This is a genomic window from Lyngbya confervoides BDU141951, assembly GCF_000817775.3.
Classification (GTDB): Bacteria; Cyanobacteriota; Cyanobacteriia; order Thermosynechococcales; family Thermosynechococcaceae; genus Lyngbya; species Lyngbya confervoides.
Window position 1 is genome coordinate 102,648 of record NZ_JTHE03000103.1, and the last position, 17,285, is coordinate 119,932.

Genomic DNA, 17,285 nt, shown 5'->3' on the forward strand with positions numbered 1-17,285 from the left:
GATTATTCAGCTTTATGACTCCCCTGGTCGCATTTTTGGCAGGCTGCCTCCTAGGGCTAGGGGCGTTCGGCATGAGCCAGTGGCGCTTGCGTCAGCAGCTGCAGAGTCTATCGCAATTTCTGCCGGTTAACCCCTTGGACCGGTTAACCTTTCATCGCGATCTCAAACGTTGCTTCCAGGAACAGCAGGAGATCGCCCAAGACCTGGAGCAGCAGATCAAGAGCTATGAACAGGTGCTGGAGACCTTGCCGGTGGGGTTCTTGCAGGTGGACCTGGAGAATCAACTGGTTGGGTATAACGCTAGGGCACTGGAACTGCTCCATGTTGCCTCGGTGCCGGGTGTGCGTCAGGTGTTGGAGGTGGCTCGCTCTTACGAACTGGATCAGTTGATTGATCAGGTGAGGCGCACCCAAGCTCTGTGCCAACGGGAATGGGTGTTGTTGACGGTTCCGCCAGATCGAGAATCGGCGAATCACTGGCAAGAGTCTGCCCAGCCCTTGCGGGGAATTGGCTTCCCCTTGAGCAATCGTCATATTGGCGTAGTTCTTGAGGATCGTCGAGAAGTGTTAGCGCTAACCCAAGAGCGCGATCGCTGGACGTCAGACGTTGCCCACGAGTTTAAGACACCGTTGACTGCAATTCGCTTGGTGGCGGAAACCCTGGAGCATCGGGTAGAGGAGGATCTGCTTCCCTGGGTCAGTCGCCTGCAGTCTGAGGTGATCCGATTAAGTTCCCTGGTTCAAGACATTTTGGAGCTGAGTTACATTGCCCACAGTCCCAAGCAGGCTATGGCGAGAACTTCAGTGGATATCGCTCAGCTCATCCAACAGGCCTGGTTAAACCTGGAACTGGTGGCTCAACAGAAGGATTTGTCGCTTTTTTATCAAGGACCTGATCAGGTGGTGATCAAGGGAGATCCAGCTCGCCTCTATCGCGTCTTTCAAAATCTTTTAGATAACGCCATTAAGCATAGTCCTTGCCAGGAGACGATTGTTGTGGCTATTCATCCCCTGCCTGACTCTGCCGCGCGCGCGCAGACTAAACTGTTATCCCAATCCCAGAGCAGAACAGAGGCTCGTTCCGGAGGCTGGGTAGAGATTGAGGTCATTGATCGCGGCGCTGGATTTCCACCGGATGTGTTGCCCCATATCTTTAAGCGATTTTATCGAGGGGACGAATCTCGGGCGCGATCTCCCGAGAGGAATGCCGCTCTGGTGCCGCCGGAGTTTGAGGTTGGCGATTTTCGAGATTGGTCCTCCCAGAGCGCTCCTCCAGAATCTACTGTGAATCAGGGAAGTGGTCTGGGTTTAGCGATTGTTCAGCAGATTGTGGCTGCCCATGGTGGGCGGATTAGTGCCAGCAATCATCCCCAGTGGGGAGGGGGGTGGCTGCGCCTGCATTTACCGGTGCCGGAGAGATAGCCTTAAAAAAATCTCGAGAAGAATTGACTTTGCTGCCATCTTTAGCTAACTTAATAAATGTCCGAAACGCGCCCCCATCGTCTAGTGGCCTAGGACACCTCCCTTTCACGGAGGCGACAGGGATTCGAATTCCCTTGGGGGTATTTCTAACAGCCGACCTTTTCAAAAAGGATCGTGTCCTTGACCCCCGTCGCGAATTATTCTTGATTCTGAAGATGATCGCGACCAACGGGGTTGAGGGGGCTTGCCTGGGCGGGGATCGGCTGGATGGGGTCTGGGTGGCTTAGTTGGCGGGCTCGATTGGTGTCTCTCCTGAGCGGGTGGGATGTGCGTTGGAGAGAGGCGCATGCAACCGTTGGCTAACGTTGATGAAACGATCTTGGGCGATCGCTCTCAAATGTTCTAAATGCTCCCGTCGGGAGATGGACAGGGGGATGGTTTGGCTGATTGCCCTCAGTAAGATTGCTGTGCTCAGGGGCTGCTGTAGATAGAGGGCTTGGTATAGTCCGGCGACCACTACTTGTTCGATCTCGGCGCCACTGAATCCCTGGGAGGCTTTGACGAGCTGATTCAGATCAAACTGTTTGAGGTCCTGGCGATGATGGGTGAGATGAATTTGTAAAATGGCGGCGCGATCGCGTTCCTGGGGGAGGTCAACATAGAAAATTTCGTCAAAGCGACCCTTGCGTAGCAGCTCCGGTGGAATCTGGGAGATATCATTGGCGGTGGCCACCACAAAAACTTGCTGGGCTTTTTCCTGCATCCAGGTTAGAAATGAACCAAACATGCGCTGGCTCAGGCCGCCGTCGCTCACCTCGCTATGGCTTGACCCCAGGCTCTTCTCAATTTCATCAATCCAGAGAATGGACGGGGCCATGGACTCCGCGAGGCGGATAGCCTGCCGGAAGTTTTTCTCCGATTCGCCAACGTACTTGTCGTAAAGACGGCCGGCATCCAGCTTGAGGAGAGGCATCTGCCAGACCTGGGCGATGGCCTTGGCCGCCAGGGATTTGCCGCAGCCCTGGATGCCCACAATCAGAATTCCCTTGGGTGCTTGGAGATTGAGGGCGCGAGCAGCGGGGCTAAAGCCCACACTGGCGAGGTCTAGCCAGTCCTTAAGTCCCTGAAATCCTCCCAGGACAATGGCCCGATCGGAGGCGGGGAAATAGTCGAGGACCCCATCGGCGTGAATGATTTGGGCCTTGCGGTGCAGGATTCGCGCGATATCAGCTGCGGTGAGCTTGCCGTCATCAAGGGCGGCATAGGCAATAATCTGCCGCGCCTGCTTGAGGGTCATACCGCTGAGTGCCTGGACCAATTGGTCGCGTTCTGGATCCGTTAATTCCACTTGAATTCGTCGCTTGGCACTAAAGCTGCGAATCATCTGCTCGAGAATTTGCCGCAGTTCATCGCGTCCCGGCAGGGGCAGATCGTAGAATACGGCATCGTGGCTGAGATCGCTGGGGAGACGAATGGTTTCTCCGGTCAAAATGAGAGCTGAGGACTTTTGGGCAAACACCTGGGCCAGATCGCGAAAGTGGCGGGCTGTCTCGGGGTCTGATAGATGAGGGGCAAAATCCTTAAGCCAGAAAATTGCCTTCAGGCTCATGTCTTGAATATGTTTCAGAACCGCTAACGGCTCCTGGGTGTTGCCGATGGTCGTGGCTTGCAGCGTCCCCGGCGGTGCATATTCATTAATCCAAGGTGCATCGTAGGTGCCAGGCGATCGCACCAGTCCCTGGGAAAGACTCCATTCAAACAGGGGTAAGTTCATCTCCTGGGTTGCCGCCTTCAGTAGGGTGCTAATGCGCTCTTCTTCCACCGTTTCAATGGTGATGACTGGATGGTAGGAAAGAATTAGCGTTTGAATATCGCGGATGGAAATGGAAAGCGGCATGGATCCTGGCCGTGATGGTTTAGATTTAGCGTACCCGCCATCCTCCGTTTTTCTGTGGATCCCTTGACTCGTGATGCTGATCCGGCCAATAATTCATAGGCTTTGGCCCCATGCAGGAGTGTGCAGTTGTTGGCATGAAAATTACCACTTGGAATGTCAATTCGGTTCGTACCCGCCTAGATCATGTGACGGGCTGGCTTGCCGAAAACTCGGTGGAGGTGCTTTGTCTTCAGGAAACCAAAGTGGTGGATGCCGACTTTCCGCGATCGCCCTTTGAGGCGCTGGGCTATATTCCCTACGTTTTTGGCCAAAAATCCTACAACGGCGTTGCCCTGATTGCGAAAACACCCCTGAGTGAGGTTCAGATGGGTTTTACTCCTGTCTTCGCCCATGCTGGTCTGGAAACGAACGCTGCTGAACTTCTGGATCAACAAAAGCGGGTAATCACGGGTGTAGCCGAGTCTGGGGTGCGTGTAGTTAATCTGTACGTGCCTAATGGCAATGCCATCGGCAGTGAAAAATACGCCTACAAGCTGCACTGGTTTGAGGTGCTCTACCGCTATATCAAGGCGTTGCTGAGGCGATCGCCCCAGGGCATTGTCCTGTGCGGGGACTTTAACATTGCCCTGGAGGATCGCGATATTCATGATCCCCAGGGCCGCCAAACCCATATCATGTCCTCTGACGCAGAACGGGAGGCGCTTCGCACCTTGCTTGCTCTGGGCTTTGCAGATGCCTTTCGCAAGTTCACCACTGAGGCAGGACACTTTAGCTGGTGGGATTATCGCGCCGCCTCCTTTCGCCGTAATCGCGGCTGGCGCATCGACCATCACTACGTAACCGCAGAGCTCTACGAGCAGGCGATCGCCTGTACCATCGATTGCGGACCGCGTCAGCTGGAAAAGCCCAGCGATCATACCCCCGTTACCCTAGAGCTAGCCTGTGTTGGAGGTTAGCAGTACAATAGTTCCATTCAGCATTGAAAGCAATTGCTCCGACTGCCATGGAACCCCTCACGAAAGTTCAACAGGAACTCTATGACTGGCTGGTGGACTATATCCAAACCTATCAGCATGCGCCCTCCATTCGGCAGATGATGCAGGCTATGAAGCTGCGATCGCCTGCGCCGGTGCAAAGCCGCCTTGAACACCTGCGTCGGAAAGGCTACATCGATTGGGATCCAGGCCAAGCCAGAACCCTTCGCATCTTGCACCTTGAGGATTTGGGCCAGAATCAGGCACAGGTCCCCATTCTCGGGGAAATTGCAGCTGGGGGGCTGATCGAGCCCTTTGTGGATGATCCCGCAACGCTGGATTTACAGCGTTGCTTGGCGGCGCCTGACTGTTTTGCCCTGCGGGTGAATGGTGACAGCATGATCGAAGACCACATTGCCGAGGGAGACATCGTCATTATGCGCCCGGTATTGGATGCCAAGCGGGTGAAGAATGGTTCCATTGTGGCAGCCCATGTCTCTGGGCAAGGGACTACCCTGAAGCGCTTCTTTCGCAAAGGAGCAAGTGTGACCCTGGAGGCGGCAAACCTCAACTATGCTCCGATTAAGATCCCAGCTGCGCAGGTGGAGGTTCAGGGCATTCTGGTGGGCGTCTGGCGCGACTGCTTCTAGGGAAGGGAACGGGTTGCTGACGGTTGGGGCGAAAATCCATCAAAGCATTACAGTCCCCCGAAGCGGACTTAACCCTATGGCATGATGTCGGCAGATTAAAATAAACGCTGACATCATGCAAATAGTTGATTGGGTGATTGTGCTGCTCTACCTCTTGGCCACCATGGGGTTGGGCCTGTATTTGTCCCGCAAAGCGTCGGGCAGCATGATTGATTTTTTTATTTCTGGGCGATCGCTAACCTGGTGGTTAGCCGGGACCAGTATGGCTGCCACCACATTTTCAATTGATACGCCGCTGTACGTGGCCGGAGTGGTGGGCAAGCGCGGCATTGCTGGCAATTGGGAATGGTGGAGCTTTGGCATAGCCCATGTGGTGCTGATCTACGTTTTTGCCCGACTCTGGCGACGTTCTGAAATTGTCACTGACGCGGAGCTGACTGAACTGCGCTACGGGGGCCGAGCGGCCGCCCTGTTGCGAGGCACCAAGGCGTTTTTGTTTGCAGTACCCATTAACTGCATTGGTATTGGCTATGCCATGCTGGCAATGGTAAAGGCCGTGGATGCGCTAGAGCTGTGGCAAAGCCTGGGGCTGAACCCCGGCGAAGCTGGAAAACTCTGGAGTGTCGTCGGCGTGAGCATTCTGGTCTTAATTTATGCTGGATTTTCTGGGCTTTGGGGGGTGGTGCTCACGGATTTCTTTCAATTTTTCCTGGCCTTGCTGGGGGCGCTGATTGTGGCGGTACTAGCCGTGAACTCCGTCGGTGGGATGGGGCCGCTTCTGGAGAAAGTCCAAGCCGGAACAGACTTTGATGCCTTGAGCTTTTTGCCGATCCAGTTTGCCGGTGGGCTCCGCTGGTCCGACACCGCAGGCATCACTCTGAGCACTTTTAGTGCCTATGTCTTTGTCCAATGGTGGGCCTTTCGACGCAGTGATGGCGGCGGCGAGTTTGTGCAACGGCTCGCAGCGGCTAAGGATGAAGCCGAAGCTGAAAAAGCGGCCTGGTTTTTTAATATCTTGAACTATGTCGTGCGGACTTGGCCTTGGATTGTGGTGGCACTAGTAGCGCTGGTGGTGTTTCCAGACCTGGAAGATCCTGAGCTGGGGTATCCCAAGCTCATGCTTGAGTTTTTACCACCTGCCGTTCTGGGATTAGTGGTGGCCTCGCTGCTAGCGGCCTTCATGAGTACCGTTTCAACCTTAATTAATTGGGGGGCATCCTATCTCACAAACGACCTCTATGGGCGATTTTTGCACCCGGATGCGACTCAGTCAGAGCTGGTATTGGCGGGCCGCGTGGCCTCAGTTCTGGTGACCCTTCTGGGGGCTGTTGCGGCGTTCTTTTCCAAGGACATCACCACGGTCTTTCGTCTGGTCATCGCCATTGGGACCGGGCCAGGCCTGGTGCTGATTCTGCGCTGGTACTGGTGGCGAATTAACGCCGCAGCGGAGCTGGCCTCCATGGTGGGTGGTTTCATAATTGGACTGGTGACCAGTATTGACAATCCCATTTTTCAGCTAAAGATTGAGGACTTTGGTCAGCGTTTGCTGGTGACAGCTGCCCTCACCGCGCTTCTGTGGATTAGCGTCATGTTCCTAACCCCTCCGGAATCGGAAGAGACGCTGCGGCGCTTTTATACGAAGGTGAGGCCTGGCGGACCCGGCTGGCGACGGCAGGCAACTCAAACTGGACTTCTGCCCCTTCAGAATTTGGGCAAGGATGTCATGCGGGTGGTGGCATCGGTGTGCTTTCTCTTCGGCCTGATGTTCGCAGTGGGCGGGTTTTTACTGCTTAATTCCCTCACGGGCTTTGTCTCCTTGACCATTGCCGCTCTCGGGGGGCTTTGGCTGCGACAGTTGAATAAATCCCACACCCCACCCATGCCCCGTCCCGGCTTGAGTGACTAGAGTAGTCGCGTATCCAGCAAGATAGCCTTGTGTAGAGGGGTTTGGGAGAGTCGGCACTGGCGTAAATCGGCTCGAGATAAATTACTCCCGGTGAGATCGCTCTGTTGAAGGTGGGCCTGCCTGAGGATGCTTCCCTTGAGGCAGGCGCCCTGAAGCTGAGCCTGGGCAAAGTTGACGCCCCTTCCATAGATGCCACTGAGTCTGGCTCCCCGACAATCTAGCCCCTGCAGATCCAGTCCCGATAAGTCTAAGCCATTCATATAGGCTCCTCGCAGGATGGCTCCTTGCAGGTTAGCCCCCTGGAGCTGAGCCATACCCAGCCTTGCCTCTGATAGATCGGCCCAATTTAAGTTACACCCTCGGAGATTGGCCCCCCGTAGATTCGCGCCCATCAGCTTTACACTGCATAGATTGGCCTGTTCCAGGTTGGCATTTCGCAGGTTTGCCCCCCGGAGGTCGGCGCCGCTTAGCTTTGCTCCCCGAAGGTCGGCCTTGACCAGAAAGCTGCCCTTTAAATCTGCCTTGGTCAGGTCAGATTCAGTAAAGGAACCCTCGCTACATTTGACATACTGTAAATTTGCCCAGTTTAAGCTGGTCCTTTTGAGACTGGCATGGGTGAGAAAGGCGCGGCTCAGGTTTGTCCCCATTAAGTTTGCCCCTTCAAAATCCACATTCACGAGAACTTGGGCACTGAGGTTCAATCCCTGTAAATTTGTCCCTGAAAAGTTTTTATGTCCAAGCTGAACTAGTCGGTTGACTTGGCTTGCGTCTATCTTATTCATCCTGGTCGTTTCGCCAGAGAAGCTGGGCCCTCACGATTTGGCTATGCCCACATCTTAGAAAGGGATTTTGCCGGATGAATCGTTCATTAAGAAATTGTGACGAGACAAGATATTTCTTGATATTGATGCTCTAAACCGCAACAAATCCTGGCTTTACGGTCAGGGACAGCAGAAATCTTCGTCAATCTCCCGCAGTAACCCTAGAAAAAGACCCGGTCAAGGGAATCATTGACCGGGCCAGCATCCAATCGTCTCTGGACATTAGATGATTGGTAGAGTTGTAAGAGGCCTGAAAAAATTCAAAACTGACTAGCCTGGGGGGCTACCAACCTTTTGCAGCTTGATCTAAAACGTAGGCTGCAACGTTCTCAATATCTGATGGAGAGAGACGTCCCCCAAAAGCTGGCATGGCATTGTAGCCATTGGTGACCTGCGTGATGATGGCATCAGCAGTGTCCTTTCCGTTTGCTTCTAAGTCTTTTTGGGCAAGAGTTTTAGCGGGGTTAATGACGTTTCCTCCTCCGGCATGACAGGCTGCACAGTTGGCCGAAAATACCTGCGCTCCAGCCCCAGCATCAGCGGCAAAGGCGGGGGAGGACAGGAGCAGTAAGAAGGCCGGAATCAGGGCAAAGACGGCTGACAAAATACGCTTCAATGGAATTCTCCTCTCAAATACACGAAATCCAAATACCCGTATTGTCCAACAAAGCCTGGGAGTGCAGTCAACAAACTACAAGGATTGTAATGATATGTAAAACAACTGTTGCGCTGAAGAACTGGAGCCGTCAATTCAGAGCGGAATAGTAACGTAGGACGAGACTCAAACTTGAGCTGAAACGTGCAGTAAAATGCCAGGAGCCAGAATCGAACTGGCGACACGGGGATTTTCAGTCCCCTGCTCTACCGACTGAGCTATCCCGGCGAGGGTGTTTGAGGCAACTTCATTAATGTATCGAACTCTGAGTCCCTTTGCAACCTTTTGATGGGGTCAGGTCTCCAAAGAAGCTAGTGCAAAGAAGCTGCTCAGGATTCATGCTGCAGCCTGTTCTGCGATCGCAAACCAGGTGACCTCCCAGGTCAATTGGGGCTGCACATATTGCCGCAGGCTCATCTTTGTGTTTTCTAAGATACGCACGATCGAGATCTGGCCTTGCTCAAACCAGTAGTGCTGCTGCAGGTAGTCCACCAGCCATAATTGGGTTTCAAGATCCAGTTGCCGATCAATGTCCCGGGCAAGGGCGAGACTGGCCTCGTCATGGGGAGGGGGGCAGAGGCACCGGGCTAAAAGATCCGGGTCAAGATCTTGTCGTTTCTGCCAATGGGCGATCGCCGCGCCTGGACTCCCCTGGGCTAGGCGCATCAAGGTGGGGGAGTGGAGGATGTGATCGTACCCAGCCGCTGTGAGCACCTGGGCGAGATCGGCGGTGGATAACCCATAGAAGGGAATCTTCTGGCAGCGAGAGAGAATCGTGGGTAAGAGCGCCTCCGTGGTGGTGGCCAGGAGAATCAGACAGGCATTGCCCGGTTCTTCTAAGGTTTTAAGCAGCGCATTGGCCGCGGCCTCGCCCATCAGGTCTGCTTCATCGATGAGAACAAGCAGCCGGGTCGCTTCCAGGGGCGTTTGGTGGATAAAGCGCGTCAGCTCACGAATTTGCGCCACGCGAATTTGCGGTCGTGATTTCGGACGGCTGTCCGGGGTCTGGGAAAAGGCAGAGGCCGCAATCAGCTTGCCGTTTTTGAGATAGGTGGGTTCAAGACGTAAAATATCGGGGTGGTTCTCTAGCTGTGTGCGCAGGGGAGAACGCTGTTCCCGAGTTTGAATTAAAAGAGACAGGAATTCTAGGGCCGCAAGGCTGCGCCCCACGCCCTGGGGACCAATGAACACATAGGCCGGTGCAATGCGATGGGATGCGATCGCTCGGGTTAGGAGTTGAACGGCTTGGGGTTGTCCGACTAGCTGGGCAAAGGGCGAGGATACCATTGCTCAAAGTGCCTTTGGAGAATCGATCGAACTTGATCCGTCACCGTTTCTAAATTGGCATTGCCGTCGATCATGTGCGTGGCCGGATCCGCCTCGGCGATCGCGGCAAAGCCGTGGGCCACGCGCTGATGGAACTCCTCTTCGTTGGCCTCCATGCGATCAGGGCCAGCTTGGGCATTGCGCTGCTGTGCCCGCTGCAGGCCCACTTGAATATCCAGATTGAACCACAGGGTTAAATCTGGGCTTAGGCCGAAGGTGGCTAACCGATTCACCTGATCAATCAAATCCAAGCTGATCTGGCGGCCATAGCCCTGGTAAGCCAGGGTGGAGGCTGTGAAGCGATCGCACAGAACAATTTTTCCGGCGGCCAACTGCGGCTGAATCCACTGCACCACATGCTGGGCGCGATCTGCGGCGTAGAGCAGGAGTTCGGCCTCGGGAGTAATGGCCTCAGCTACGCTGAGACTGGGATCTAGGAGTAGCTGTCGCAATTGCTGCCCCAGCTTGGTGCCACCGGGTTCTCGGGTTACCACCGCCACCGGAGGCTGCAGGCCATAGGCCGCCATGATCTGCTGGGCCCACCCTGCCTCGGTAATCCAAGCCAGGGCCTGCTGGATCTGGGTCGTTTTTCCAGACCCCTCTACCCCCTCAAACACGATAAACTTACCCAGCATTCCAGAGCGTGAGCTCAATCAAAGTAAAACAGGGTGACCAGCTTGCGCAGATCCTCAGCCTCTCGACAGGTTTTCAGGAGGGTATTACTGTCATGAAAGGCGAAGCAAACCAATTGCTGGCAGCGAGAAATGATTTCTTGGTTACAAAGGGCGCTGGCCTCAGCCAGGGACATCTCGTCTTGTTCTGGTTTCTCCACCAGATGCATTACATTGTCCAGCTGTCGGCGGGATTCAGGGGGCTGGCGGTCTAAGCTTTGGGGGAGAACCACCGTGAGCAGATTGGGGTCGGCCCGCATGGCCCCGCGGATGGCAGCGGCGTTGGTTCCGGTGGATCCGGAGGTGAGGAGCTGGTTACCCGATAAAACCAAGGCATAGCTCAGCATTTCAATCATATTTTGGTGAATGATTGGAACGTGGCGGGAGCCGAGCAAGGCAATGCGCTTGGAGCCGGTTTGCTGAATTGAGGCAAGCTCCTGCAGAAACTCATCAACCTGAGGGTCTTGAACCTGGGGAAGATCGAAGGACTGAGTCAACGACATGCACCTAGACGACGCAGCTATTCTATCAAAAAGAGACTCGGGTTTTGCTTTTTCTGGCCCGTTTCAGGATCTGCGGATTCTGTCTACTGACTTACGCAGCGGTCGATTCCAAGAAAAGCGCAGCGGATTCCATCATTTTCTCAAAGGCACCGGGCGCGCTGGGGTCAAACCAGTGAATATCAGGGTTGGCTCGAAACCAGGTGCGCTGGCGTTTGGCAAATTGCCGGGTATGGCGCACGATGGCTTGCTGGGTTGTTGGGAGGTTGGCGCGGCCCTGAAGATAGTCGAGAATTTCGGCATAACCCAGAGTTTTGAGAAGTGGCAGGGCCGGGCCATAGCGTTCCACAATTCCTTTCACTTCTTCAATCCAGCCCAGGGCAAACATTTGGTGGGTGCGATCGCAAATGCGCTGGGTCTGCTGGGTGCGATCGAGCAAGTCAAGACCCAAAAAAAGAATGGGATAGGACACGGGCGATTCTCCCTGCTGCTGGGACAGCGGTTTTCCTGTTACGTAAAATACCTCCAAAGCGCGCAGGGTCCGAAGCCGATCGCGGGGATGAATCCTTTGGGCACTGGGAGAATCCACCTGCTGGAGCCAGTGGTGCAAGATGGCCTGATCCCACTGTCCCAGTTGGGATCGCAGCTGGGGGTGGGGGGCGACTCGTGGGATCTTAAGGTTGTGGGTAATGGACTTGATGTAGAGTCCTGTGCCGCCAGTTAACAGCGGGACAATGCCTTGATCCTGAAATTGCTGAATGAGGGATTGCGCCTGGCGCTGATACTGGGCGACGCTCAGAGTTGCTGTTGGCGCGACCAGGTCAATGAGAAAATGGGGAACTTGCTGCTGTTCCCTGAGGGTGGGTTTAGCCGTCCCAATGTTGAATTCCTGGTAAACCTGACGAGAATCGGCACTGAGGATGGGCAGCGAAAATTTTTGGGCGATGGCCATTGCCAAACTAGACTTCCCAGTGGCGGTGGGGCCACAGATCACAATGAGACCAGGGGACATGGACTAAAGAAGCAGGGAAAAGGACGAAGGATTAAAGATGGCGGGGAGGTGATCCGGCAGAGGGCGAGAAAAAAGGAAGGGTGGACCCCCCTGTTAATTAAGCCTCAATTTCCAATGAAATCGCTGATTAAGCTTTTGTGTTAGAATTTTTGTGCTGTTTTTTCATTTTGTGTCGCCAACAAAGCTTGGTGGCCCTTTCAGTTAGGAGTTCACGCCCCGATGACGACAACCAATTACGGTGCCGATCAAATTCAGGTATTGGAAGGTTTAGAGCCGGTTCGAAAACGACCGGGCATGTACATCGGCAGCACGGGGCCTCGGGGACTGCATCACCTAGTTTACGAGGTGGTGGATAACTCCGTCGATGAGGCTCTGGCGGGCTTTTGCCAAAAGATTCAAATTTTCTTAAACGAAGACGGGTCGGTTACCGTTGTGGATGATGGGCGTGGGATTCCCACTGAGATTCATTCCCAAACCGGCACCTCAGCCCTGGAAACTGTCATGACGGTGCTGCACGCTGGCGGTAAGTTTGGTGGCGGTGGGTACAAGGTTTCGGGTGGGCTGCATGGGGTTGGGATTTCTGTGGTCAATGCCCTGTCGGAGTGGGTGGAGGCCAAGGTGTGGCGCAATGGCAAGGAGCATGTGCAGCGATTTGAGCGGGGAGTTTCCACGGGAGATCTAACCGTTAAACCAGGAGATAAGAAGAAAACCGGAACTGCCATTACGTTTTTGCCAGATTCAACTATTTTTACTGAACAAACCCAGTTTGAATATAAGATCCTGGCAAGCCGGTTTCGAGAGTTGGCCTATCTCAATGCTGGAGTGCAAATTGTCTTTACCGACCGTCGGCTGAATCTTCTCGGCACCGATACGCCCTATGTGGAAATCTACCACTACGAGGGAGGCATTAAGGAATACGTGGGCTACATGAATAAGGACAAGTCCACGATCCACGATGAAATTATTTACGTGCAGGGGGAGCGCAGTGGTGTGCATGTGGAGGTGGCGCTCCAGTGGTGTCTGGATGCCTATTCGGATAACCTCCTGGGCTTTGCCAACAATATTCGTACGGTGGATGGGGGCACTCACCTAGAAGGCTTAAAAACGGTGCTCACGCGCACCATGAATTCCGTAGCTCGCAAACGCAATAAGCTTAAGGACAGTGATGCCAATTTAGGAGGTGAACATATTCGCGAGGGCCTCACGGCGGTGATTTCCGTGAAGGTGCCAGAGCCGGAATTTGAAGGCCAAACCAAGACCAAGCTGGGGAATACCGAGGTGCGTGGCATTGTTGATTCTCTGGTGGGGGAAGTTCTCACAGAATATTTGGATTTCAACCCTGGAGTCGCAGATGCGGTGCTTGAGAAAGCTATCCAGGCCTTTAATGCTGCTGAAGCTGCGCGGCGGGCCAGGGAGCTGGTGCGACGTAAGTCTGTGCTAGAGTCTTCCACTTTGCCAGGCAAGCTTGCGGACTGCAGCTCTCGTGATCCAGAGGGGTCGGAGATTTTTATTGTAGAGGGCGACTCAGCGGGGGGAAGTGCCAAGCAGGGCCGCGATCGCCGCTTTCAGGCCATTTTGCCCCTGCGCGGCAAGATCCTCAACATTGAGAAAACCGATGATGCCAAAATTTACAAAAATGCGGAGATTCAGGCCTTAATTACGGCCCTCGGTTTGGGAATTAAGGGCGAGGACTTTGATGTTTCCCAGCTGCGCTACCACCGCATCATCATCATGACCGATGCCGACGTTGATGGAGCCCATATCCGGACCCTGCTGTTGACCTTTTTCTATCGCTACCAGCGAGACTTGGTAGATAAGGGCTATGTTTATATTGCTTGCCCACCCCTTTATAAGGTGGAGCGGGGCCGCCAGCATTACTACTGCTATAACGAGCGGGAGTTAGCCCAGCTGGTGGAAAATGAGTTTCCAGCGAATGCCAACTACACGATTCAGCGTTTTAAGGGACTCGGGGAGATGATGCCACAGCAGCTCTGGGAGACCACCATGAATCCTGAGACGCGCACCCTCAAGCAAATTGACATCGAGGATGCCGCTGAGGCTGATCGCATTTTCACCATTCTCATGGGTGATCGCGTCGCCCCGCGACGAGAGTTTATCGAGGCCTACGGTCCACGCCTAAATCTGACCCAGCTGGATATTTAAGCATCTTTAAGCCAGAGAAAGTGAATTCTTGGGCTAAGATTGGAGCGGTGTGCCCTCTTCTAAAAATTTAAGTTGCAAAAACACAGGTCTATGACTGATCAGCCCACGATTGCGGTGTCCCATTTGGGTTGCGAAAAAAACCGAATTGATACAGAGCACATGCTGGGACTGCTGGTGGAGGCCGGCTATGCGGTCAACAATGACGAAGATTTGGCAGACTACGTCATCGTGAACACCTGTAGCTTCATCCAGGCTGCGCGGGAAGAGTCGGTGCGGACTCTGGTGGAGCTAGCCGAGGCCAACAAGAAAATTGTGATCACGGGCTGCATGGCGCAGCACTTTCAGTCCGAGCTGCTTGAGGAACTGCCCGAAGCCGTGGCGTTGGTGGGAACCGGGGACTACCACAAAATTGTGGATGTGATTCGTCGGGTTGAAACGGGAGAGCGGGTGCAGGAAGTTTCTGCCCATCCCACCTACCTGGCCGATGAGTCCGTACCTCGCTATCGCACCACCCCGGAAGCGGTGGCCTATCTGCGAATTGCAGAGGGGTGTGATTATGGCTGTGCCTTTTGCATCATTCCCCACCTGCGGGGAAAGCAGCGATCGCGCTCCATAGAATCGATTGTGGCGGAAGCGAAGCAGCTAGCTGATCAAGGTGTGCAGGAAATTATTTTAATTTCCCAAATTACGACAAACTATGGGCTAGATCTCTATGGTCGGCCGCGACTGGCCGACTTACTGCGTGCCTTGGCCCAGGTCGAGGTGCCCTGGATTCGGGTTCACTATGCCTACCCCACGGGCCTGACGCCCGAGGTGATTGCGGCCTTTCAAGAAACGCCCAATGTTCTGCCCTATCTGGATCTGCCCCTACAGCACTCCCACCCGGATATTCTCAAGGCGATGAATCGTCCCTGGCAGGGGCAGGTGAATGATCACATTATTGAGCGTTTAAAGCAGCAGCTTCCCGAAGCTGTGCTGCGCACGACATTTATTGTGGGCTTTCCGGGTGAAACTGAGGCCCATTTCCAGCATCTGTGCGAGTTTGTGCAGCGACATGGGTTTGATCACGTGGGGGTGTTTACCTTTTCCCCAGAGGAGGGGACAGCGGCCTATGCCCTGAACTCTCAGGTGGATCCAGCGGTGATGGACGCCAGACGCGATCGCCTCATGGCACTGCAGCAGCCCATTGCGTTGCGCCAGAATCAGCGTGAAATTGGCAAGGTGGTGAACGTGCTGATTGAACAGGAAAATCCAGCCACTGGCCAGCTTCTGGGCCGATCGGCACGATTTTCCCCCGAGGTTGATGGCTGGGTCTACCTCCGTCCCTCTCCCCAGGGGCAGGCCGCCAGCCTGGGCACCATGGCGATCGCCAAAATTACCGATGCGGATCCCTACGATCTCTACGGGCATATTGCCACCGCCGCCGACCTGATGGCAGATCCTCAACAGTCTCCTTAAGAGGGTTGGGAGGACAGAGTTTGTAAAAAGACTTTTCATCCTGTAACGTTTTGTTGCAGAATAGAAAAGAAGGAATTGATCTATTCCGATTTGATGCTGCTCTATGATTCTGTTTTAACTTGCGTTATCAAAACCAGTATTTAAGTCTTTAAGTTCGATCTGGCGGGGTCACCCGACTATATTTTTTATAAAGACTACTTAAATTTCAGCGGTTTTGCAGGCAATAAATCCAATCGTTTCCCTATTCCTAGAGGAAGCGTACCCTGGCATCCAGCGAGGGCCTGAAGGTTTAGAACAGGGAAGAGTGAGGAGTAGCAATCGTTATTGTTCTCTAGGAGATTGCATGACCCTTTCGTTTGAACAACTTGGTCTGTCTGCACAACGCGTTGCATGCTTAAAATCACTGGGATTCGAAGCCCCGACTCCCATTCAGTCCCAGGCCATCCCCATTTTTCTGGAAGGTCGAGACCTCATTGGCCAGGCCCAAACGGGGACCGGTAAAACCGCTGCCTTTTCCCTGCCTATTCTTGAGCGAGTGAATCCGGACTTGAAAGTAGTTCAAGCCTTAATTTTGACGCCAACTCGCGAGTTGGCGATGCAGGTGAGTCAGGCTATGCAGAGCTTTAAGGCCGATGCTGCCCTGCGGGTGCTAGCGGTCTATGGTGGACAAGCCATTGACCCCCAGATTGCGCAGCTCAAGCGTGGGGTCCACATTGTTGTGGGTACCCCAGGGCGGGTGCTGGACCTGTTAGAGCGCCAAGTGCTGAAGCTGGATCATGTGAACTGCTTTGTTTTAGACGAAGCGGACGAAATGCTCAACATGGGCTTCATTCCAGATGTGACGACTATTCTGAATCAAGTTCCAGAAACTCGCCAAGCGGCCTTTTTCTCCGCTACCATGTCGCCAGCCATTTTTCGGCTCGCCAAGCAGTTTTTAGATAACCCAGTCAACATCAAGGTGGAAATGCCCCAGGCCACCCCCAACCGCATTCGCCAGATTGGCTATGCGGTGCCGCGGCGTTGGTCAAGACCGGCGGTGCTCCAGGCGGTGCTCGAGCTAGAGGATCCCACCTCGGCGATTATTTTTGTCCAAACGCGACGCGAAGCGGCAGACCTAACCCAGCGTCTCCAGTCAGCAGGGTACAGTGCCGACGAGTACCATGGGGATCTCAGCCAGCATCAGCGTGAGCGACTGCTGCATCGGTTTAAGCAGGGAAGTGTCCGCTGGGTGGTGGCGACGGATATTGCGGCCCGTGGCATTCATGTGGATGAGCTGTCCCATGTGATTAACTACACTGTTCCAGATCAGCATGAAACCTATGTGCATCGCATTGGCCGTACGGGACGGGCTGGCAGTTGCGGAACGGCCATCTCCCTGGTGCATCCTACGGAGCGCTATCAGCTGCGTGGAATTGGTCACCATGTTAATCAGGAGATTCAGATGCTGCCCGCTCCTACCCGTGCCCAGATTGAGGCCCGCCGCTTTGAGCATCTGACCACCCAAATTCAGGATGTGCTTCAGGGTGAGCGACTGGCGTCCTTCTTGCCTTTGGTGTCCGAGTTGTCTGAGGAATACGATACCCGAGCGATCGCGGCGGCGGCGCTCCAGCTTGCCTTTGACCAGTATCCGCCCATTGGCAATCAGCTCGATGCCATTTACCAGGGCAAATCCCGCTCTCGCGCCACCTCGGCTCGATCCGAACGTTCTCGAAAGAGTCTTTCCACCAAAGGCGTTTAGATTCACTAGATCTGCGCTCACTTCTGTCTCCCGCCTGAACAGATTTCAGGTGGGGGATAGCGCGGTAGCCTAGGCTACCGCCGTGAGGATTGC

General features: G+C 54.3%; 14 protein-coding genes and 2 tRNA genes. 8 read left to right on the forward strand and 8 right to left on the reverse strand.

All coding sequences use genetic code 11. The features are described from left to right. Positions 1-14: 14 nt before the first annotated feature. Positions 15-1,421: a sensor histidine kinase gene (locus tag QQ91_RS18020; RefSeq protein ID WP_166276887.1), complete on the forward strand. Its 1,407-nt coding sequence runs from the start codon at positions 15-17 to the stop codon at positions 1,419-1,421. 70 nt (positions 1,422-1,491) lie between these two features. Then, positions 1,492-1,564: transfer RNA gene (locus tag QQ91_RS18025), tRNA-Glu, on the forward strand. 140 nt (positions 1,565-1,704) lie between these two features. Here QQ91_RS18025 and QQ91_RS18030 read toward each other — a convergent pair. Next, a complete protein-coding gene (locus QQ91_RS18030) occupies positions 1,705-3,318 on the reverse strand; it encodes an AAA family ATPase (protein WP_166276890.1) in 1,614 nt (537 codons plus the stop codon). Positions 3,319-3,452: 134 nt separating this feature from the next. Between QQ91_RS18030 and xth the strand changes: the two genes are divergently transcribed. The 3 genes from xth (at position 3,453) to QQ91_RS18045 (ending at position 6,848) form a co-directional block, all read left to right on the forward strand. Continuing rightward, a complete protein-coding gene (gene xth / locus QQ91_RS18035; RefSeq protein WP_166276893.1) occupies positions 3,453-4,274 on the forward strand; it encodes an exodeoxyribonuclease III in 822 nt (273 codons plus the stop codon). Positions 4,275-4,321: 47 nt separating this feature from the next. Continuing rightward, the gene (gene lexA / locus QQ91_RS18040) at positions 4,322-4,942 is read left to right on the forward strand and encodes a transcriptional repressor LexA (RefSeq protein ID WP_166276896.1); all 621 of its coding nucleotides are present in this window, start codon (positions 4,322-4,324) and stop codon (positions 4,940-4,942) included. A 115-nt stretch (positions 4,943-5,057) separates the two neighbouring features. Next, positions 5,058-6,848: a sodium:solute symporter family protein gene (locus tag QQ91_RS18045; protein WP_166276900.1), complete on the forward strand. Its 1,791-nt coding sequence runs from the start codon at positions 5,058-5,060 to the stop codon at positions 6,846-6,848. On the opposite strand, the gene QQ91_RS18050 is transcribed toward QQ91_RS18045, so the two are convergent. The 7 genes from QQ91_RS18050 to miaA all read right to left on the reverse strand — a co-directional run bounded on the left by QQ91_RS18050 (position 6,845) and on the right by miaA (position 11,833). Beyond that, positions 6,845-7,630 (reverse strand): pentapeptide repeat-containing protein, encoded by a 786-nt coding sequence (locus QQ91_RS18050; protein WP_166276903.1) that lies wholly within the window; start codon positions 7,628-7,630, stop codon positions 6,845-6,847. The two genes, QQ91_RS18045 and QQ91_RS18050, sit on opposite strands and share 4 nt — an antisense overlap. A gap of 322 nt (positions 7,631-7,952) precedes the next feature. After that, positions 7,953-8,285 carry a cytochrome c6 PetJ gene (gene petJ / locus QQ91_RS18055; protein ID WP_166276906.1) on the reverse strand — a complete coding sequence of 111 codons (333 nt, stop codon included), beginning with the start codon at positions 8,283-8,285 and terminating at the stop codon, positions 7,953-7,955. A 194-nt stretch (positions 8,286-8,479) separates the two neighbouring features. Then, positions 8,480-8,552, reverse strand: a tRNA-Phe gene (locus tag QQ91_RS18060). 108 nt (positions 8,553-8,660) lie between these two features. Next, positions 8,661-9,611, reverse strand: a complete 951-nt coding sequence (locus QQ91_RS18065; RefSeq protein WP_166276909.1) for a DNA polymerase III delta subunit-related protein — start codon at positions 9,609-9,611, stop codon at positions 8,661-8,663. Further along, positions 9,584-10,285, reverse strand: coding sequence for a dTMP kinase (tmk, locus tag QQ91_RS18070; RefSeq protein ID WP_166276912.1), 702 nt, complete (start codon positions 10,283-10,285; stop codon positions 9,584-9,586). The genes QQ91_RS18065 and tmk overlap by 28 nt, the downstream gene beginning before the upstream one ends. A 14-nt stretch (positions 10,286-10,299) precedes the next feature. Beyond that, positions 10,300-10,818: a DNA recombination-mediator protein A gene (locus QQ91_RS18075; RefSeq protein WP_166276915.1), complete on the reverse strand. Its 519-nt coding sequence runs from the start codon at positions 10,816-10,818 to the stop codon at positions 10,300-10,302. A gap of 97 nt (positions 10,819-10,915) precedes the next feature. Next, entirely contained in the window at positions 10,916-11,833 is a 918-nt protein-coding gene (gene miaA, locus QQ91_RS18080) for a tRNA (adenosine(37)-N6)-dimethylallyltransferase MiaA (RefSeq protein WP_166276918.1), read from the reverse strand. Positions 11,834-12,052: 219 nt separating this feature from the next. On the opposite strand from miaA, the gene gyrB reads away from it, so the two are divergent. The 3 genes from gyrB to QQ91_RS18095 all read left to right on the forward strand — a co-directional run bounded on the left by gyrB (position 12,053) and on the right by QQ91_RS18095 (position 17,192). Next, positions 12,053-13,996 (forward strand): DNA topoisomerase (ATP-hydrolyzing) subunit B, encoded by a 1,944-nt coding sequence (gene gyrB, locus QQ91_RS18085; RefSeq protein WP_166276921.1) that lies wholly within the window; start codon positions 12,053-12,055, stop codon positions 13,994-13,996. A gap of 90 nt (positions 13,997-14,086) precedes the next feature. After that, a complete protein-coding gene (rimO, locus tag QQ91_RS18090; protein ID WP_166276924.1) occupies positions 14,087-15,454 on the forward strand; it encodes a 30S ribosomal protein S12 methylthiotransferase RimO in 1,368 nt (455 codons plus the stop codon). 343 nt (positions 15,455-15,797) lie between these two features. Next, positions 15,798-17,192, forward strand: coding sequence for a DEAD/DEAH box helicase (locus QQ91_RS18095; protein WP_166276927.1), 1,395 nt, complete (start codon positions 15,798-15,800; stop codon positions 17,190-17,192). Positions 17,193-17,285: the final 93 nt, after the last annotated feature.

What these genes read in the sequence shown, in the direction of transcription:
- xth (WP_166276893.1), top strand. Translation starts at nt 3,453, where the DNA reads ATGAAAATTACCACTTGGAATGTCAATTCGGTTCGTACCCGCCTAGAT.
- QQ91_RS18030 (WP_166276890.1), bottom strand. Translation starts at nt 3,318, where the DNA reads ATGCCGCTTTCCATTTCCATCCGCGATATTCAAACGCTAATTCTTTCC.
- miaA (WP_166276918.1), bottom strand. Translation starts at nt 11,833, where the DNA reads ATGTCCCCTGGTCTCATTGTGATCTGTGGCCCCACCGCCACTGGGAAG.
- QQ91_RS18020 (WP_166276887.1), top strand. Translation starts at nt 15, where the DNA reads ATGACTCCCCTGGTCGCATTTTTGGCAGGCTGCCTCCTAGGGCTAGGG.
- gyrB (WP_166276921.1), top strand. Translation starts at nt 12,053, where the DNA reads ATGACGACAACCAATTACGGTGCCGATCAAATTCAGGTATTGGAAGGT.
- QQ91_RS18045 (WP_166276900.1), top strand. Translation starts at nt 5,058, where the DNA reads ATGCAAATAGTTGATTGGGTGATTGTGCTGCTCTACCTCTTGGCCACC.
- tmk (WP_166276912.1), bottom strand. Translation starts at nt 10,285, where the DNA reads ATGCTGGGTAAGTTTATCGTGTTTGAGGGGGTAGAGGGGTCTGGAAAA.
- QQ91_RS18050 (WP_166276903.1), bottom strand. Translation starts at nt 7,630, where the DNA reads ATGAATAAGATAGACGCAAGCCAAGTCAACCGACTAGTTCAGCTTGGA.
- QQ91_RS18095 (WP_166276927.1), top strand. Translation starts at nt 15,798, where the DNA reads ATGACCCTTTCGTTTGAACAACTTGGTCTGTCTGCACAACGCGTTGCA.
- rimO (WP_166276924.1), top strand. Translation starts at nt 14,087, where the DNA reads ATGACTGATCAGCCCACGATTGCGGTGTCCCATTTGGGTTGCGAAAAA.
- QQ91_RS18065 (WP_166276909.1), bottom strand. Translation starts at nt 9,611, where the DNA reads ATGGTATCCTCGCCCTTTGCCCAGCTAGTCGGACAACCCCAAGCCGTT.
- lexA (WP_166276896.1), top strand. Translation starts at nt 4,322, where the DNA reads ATGGAACCCCTCACGAAAGTTCAACAGGAACTCTATGACTGGCTGGTG.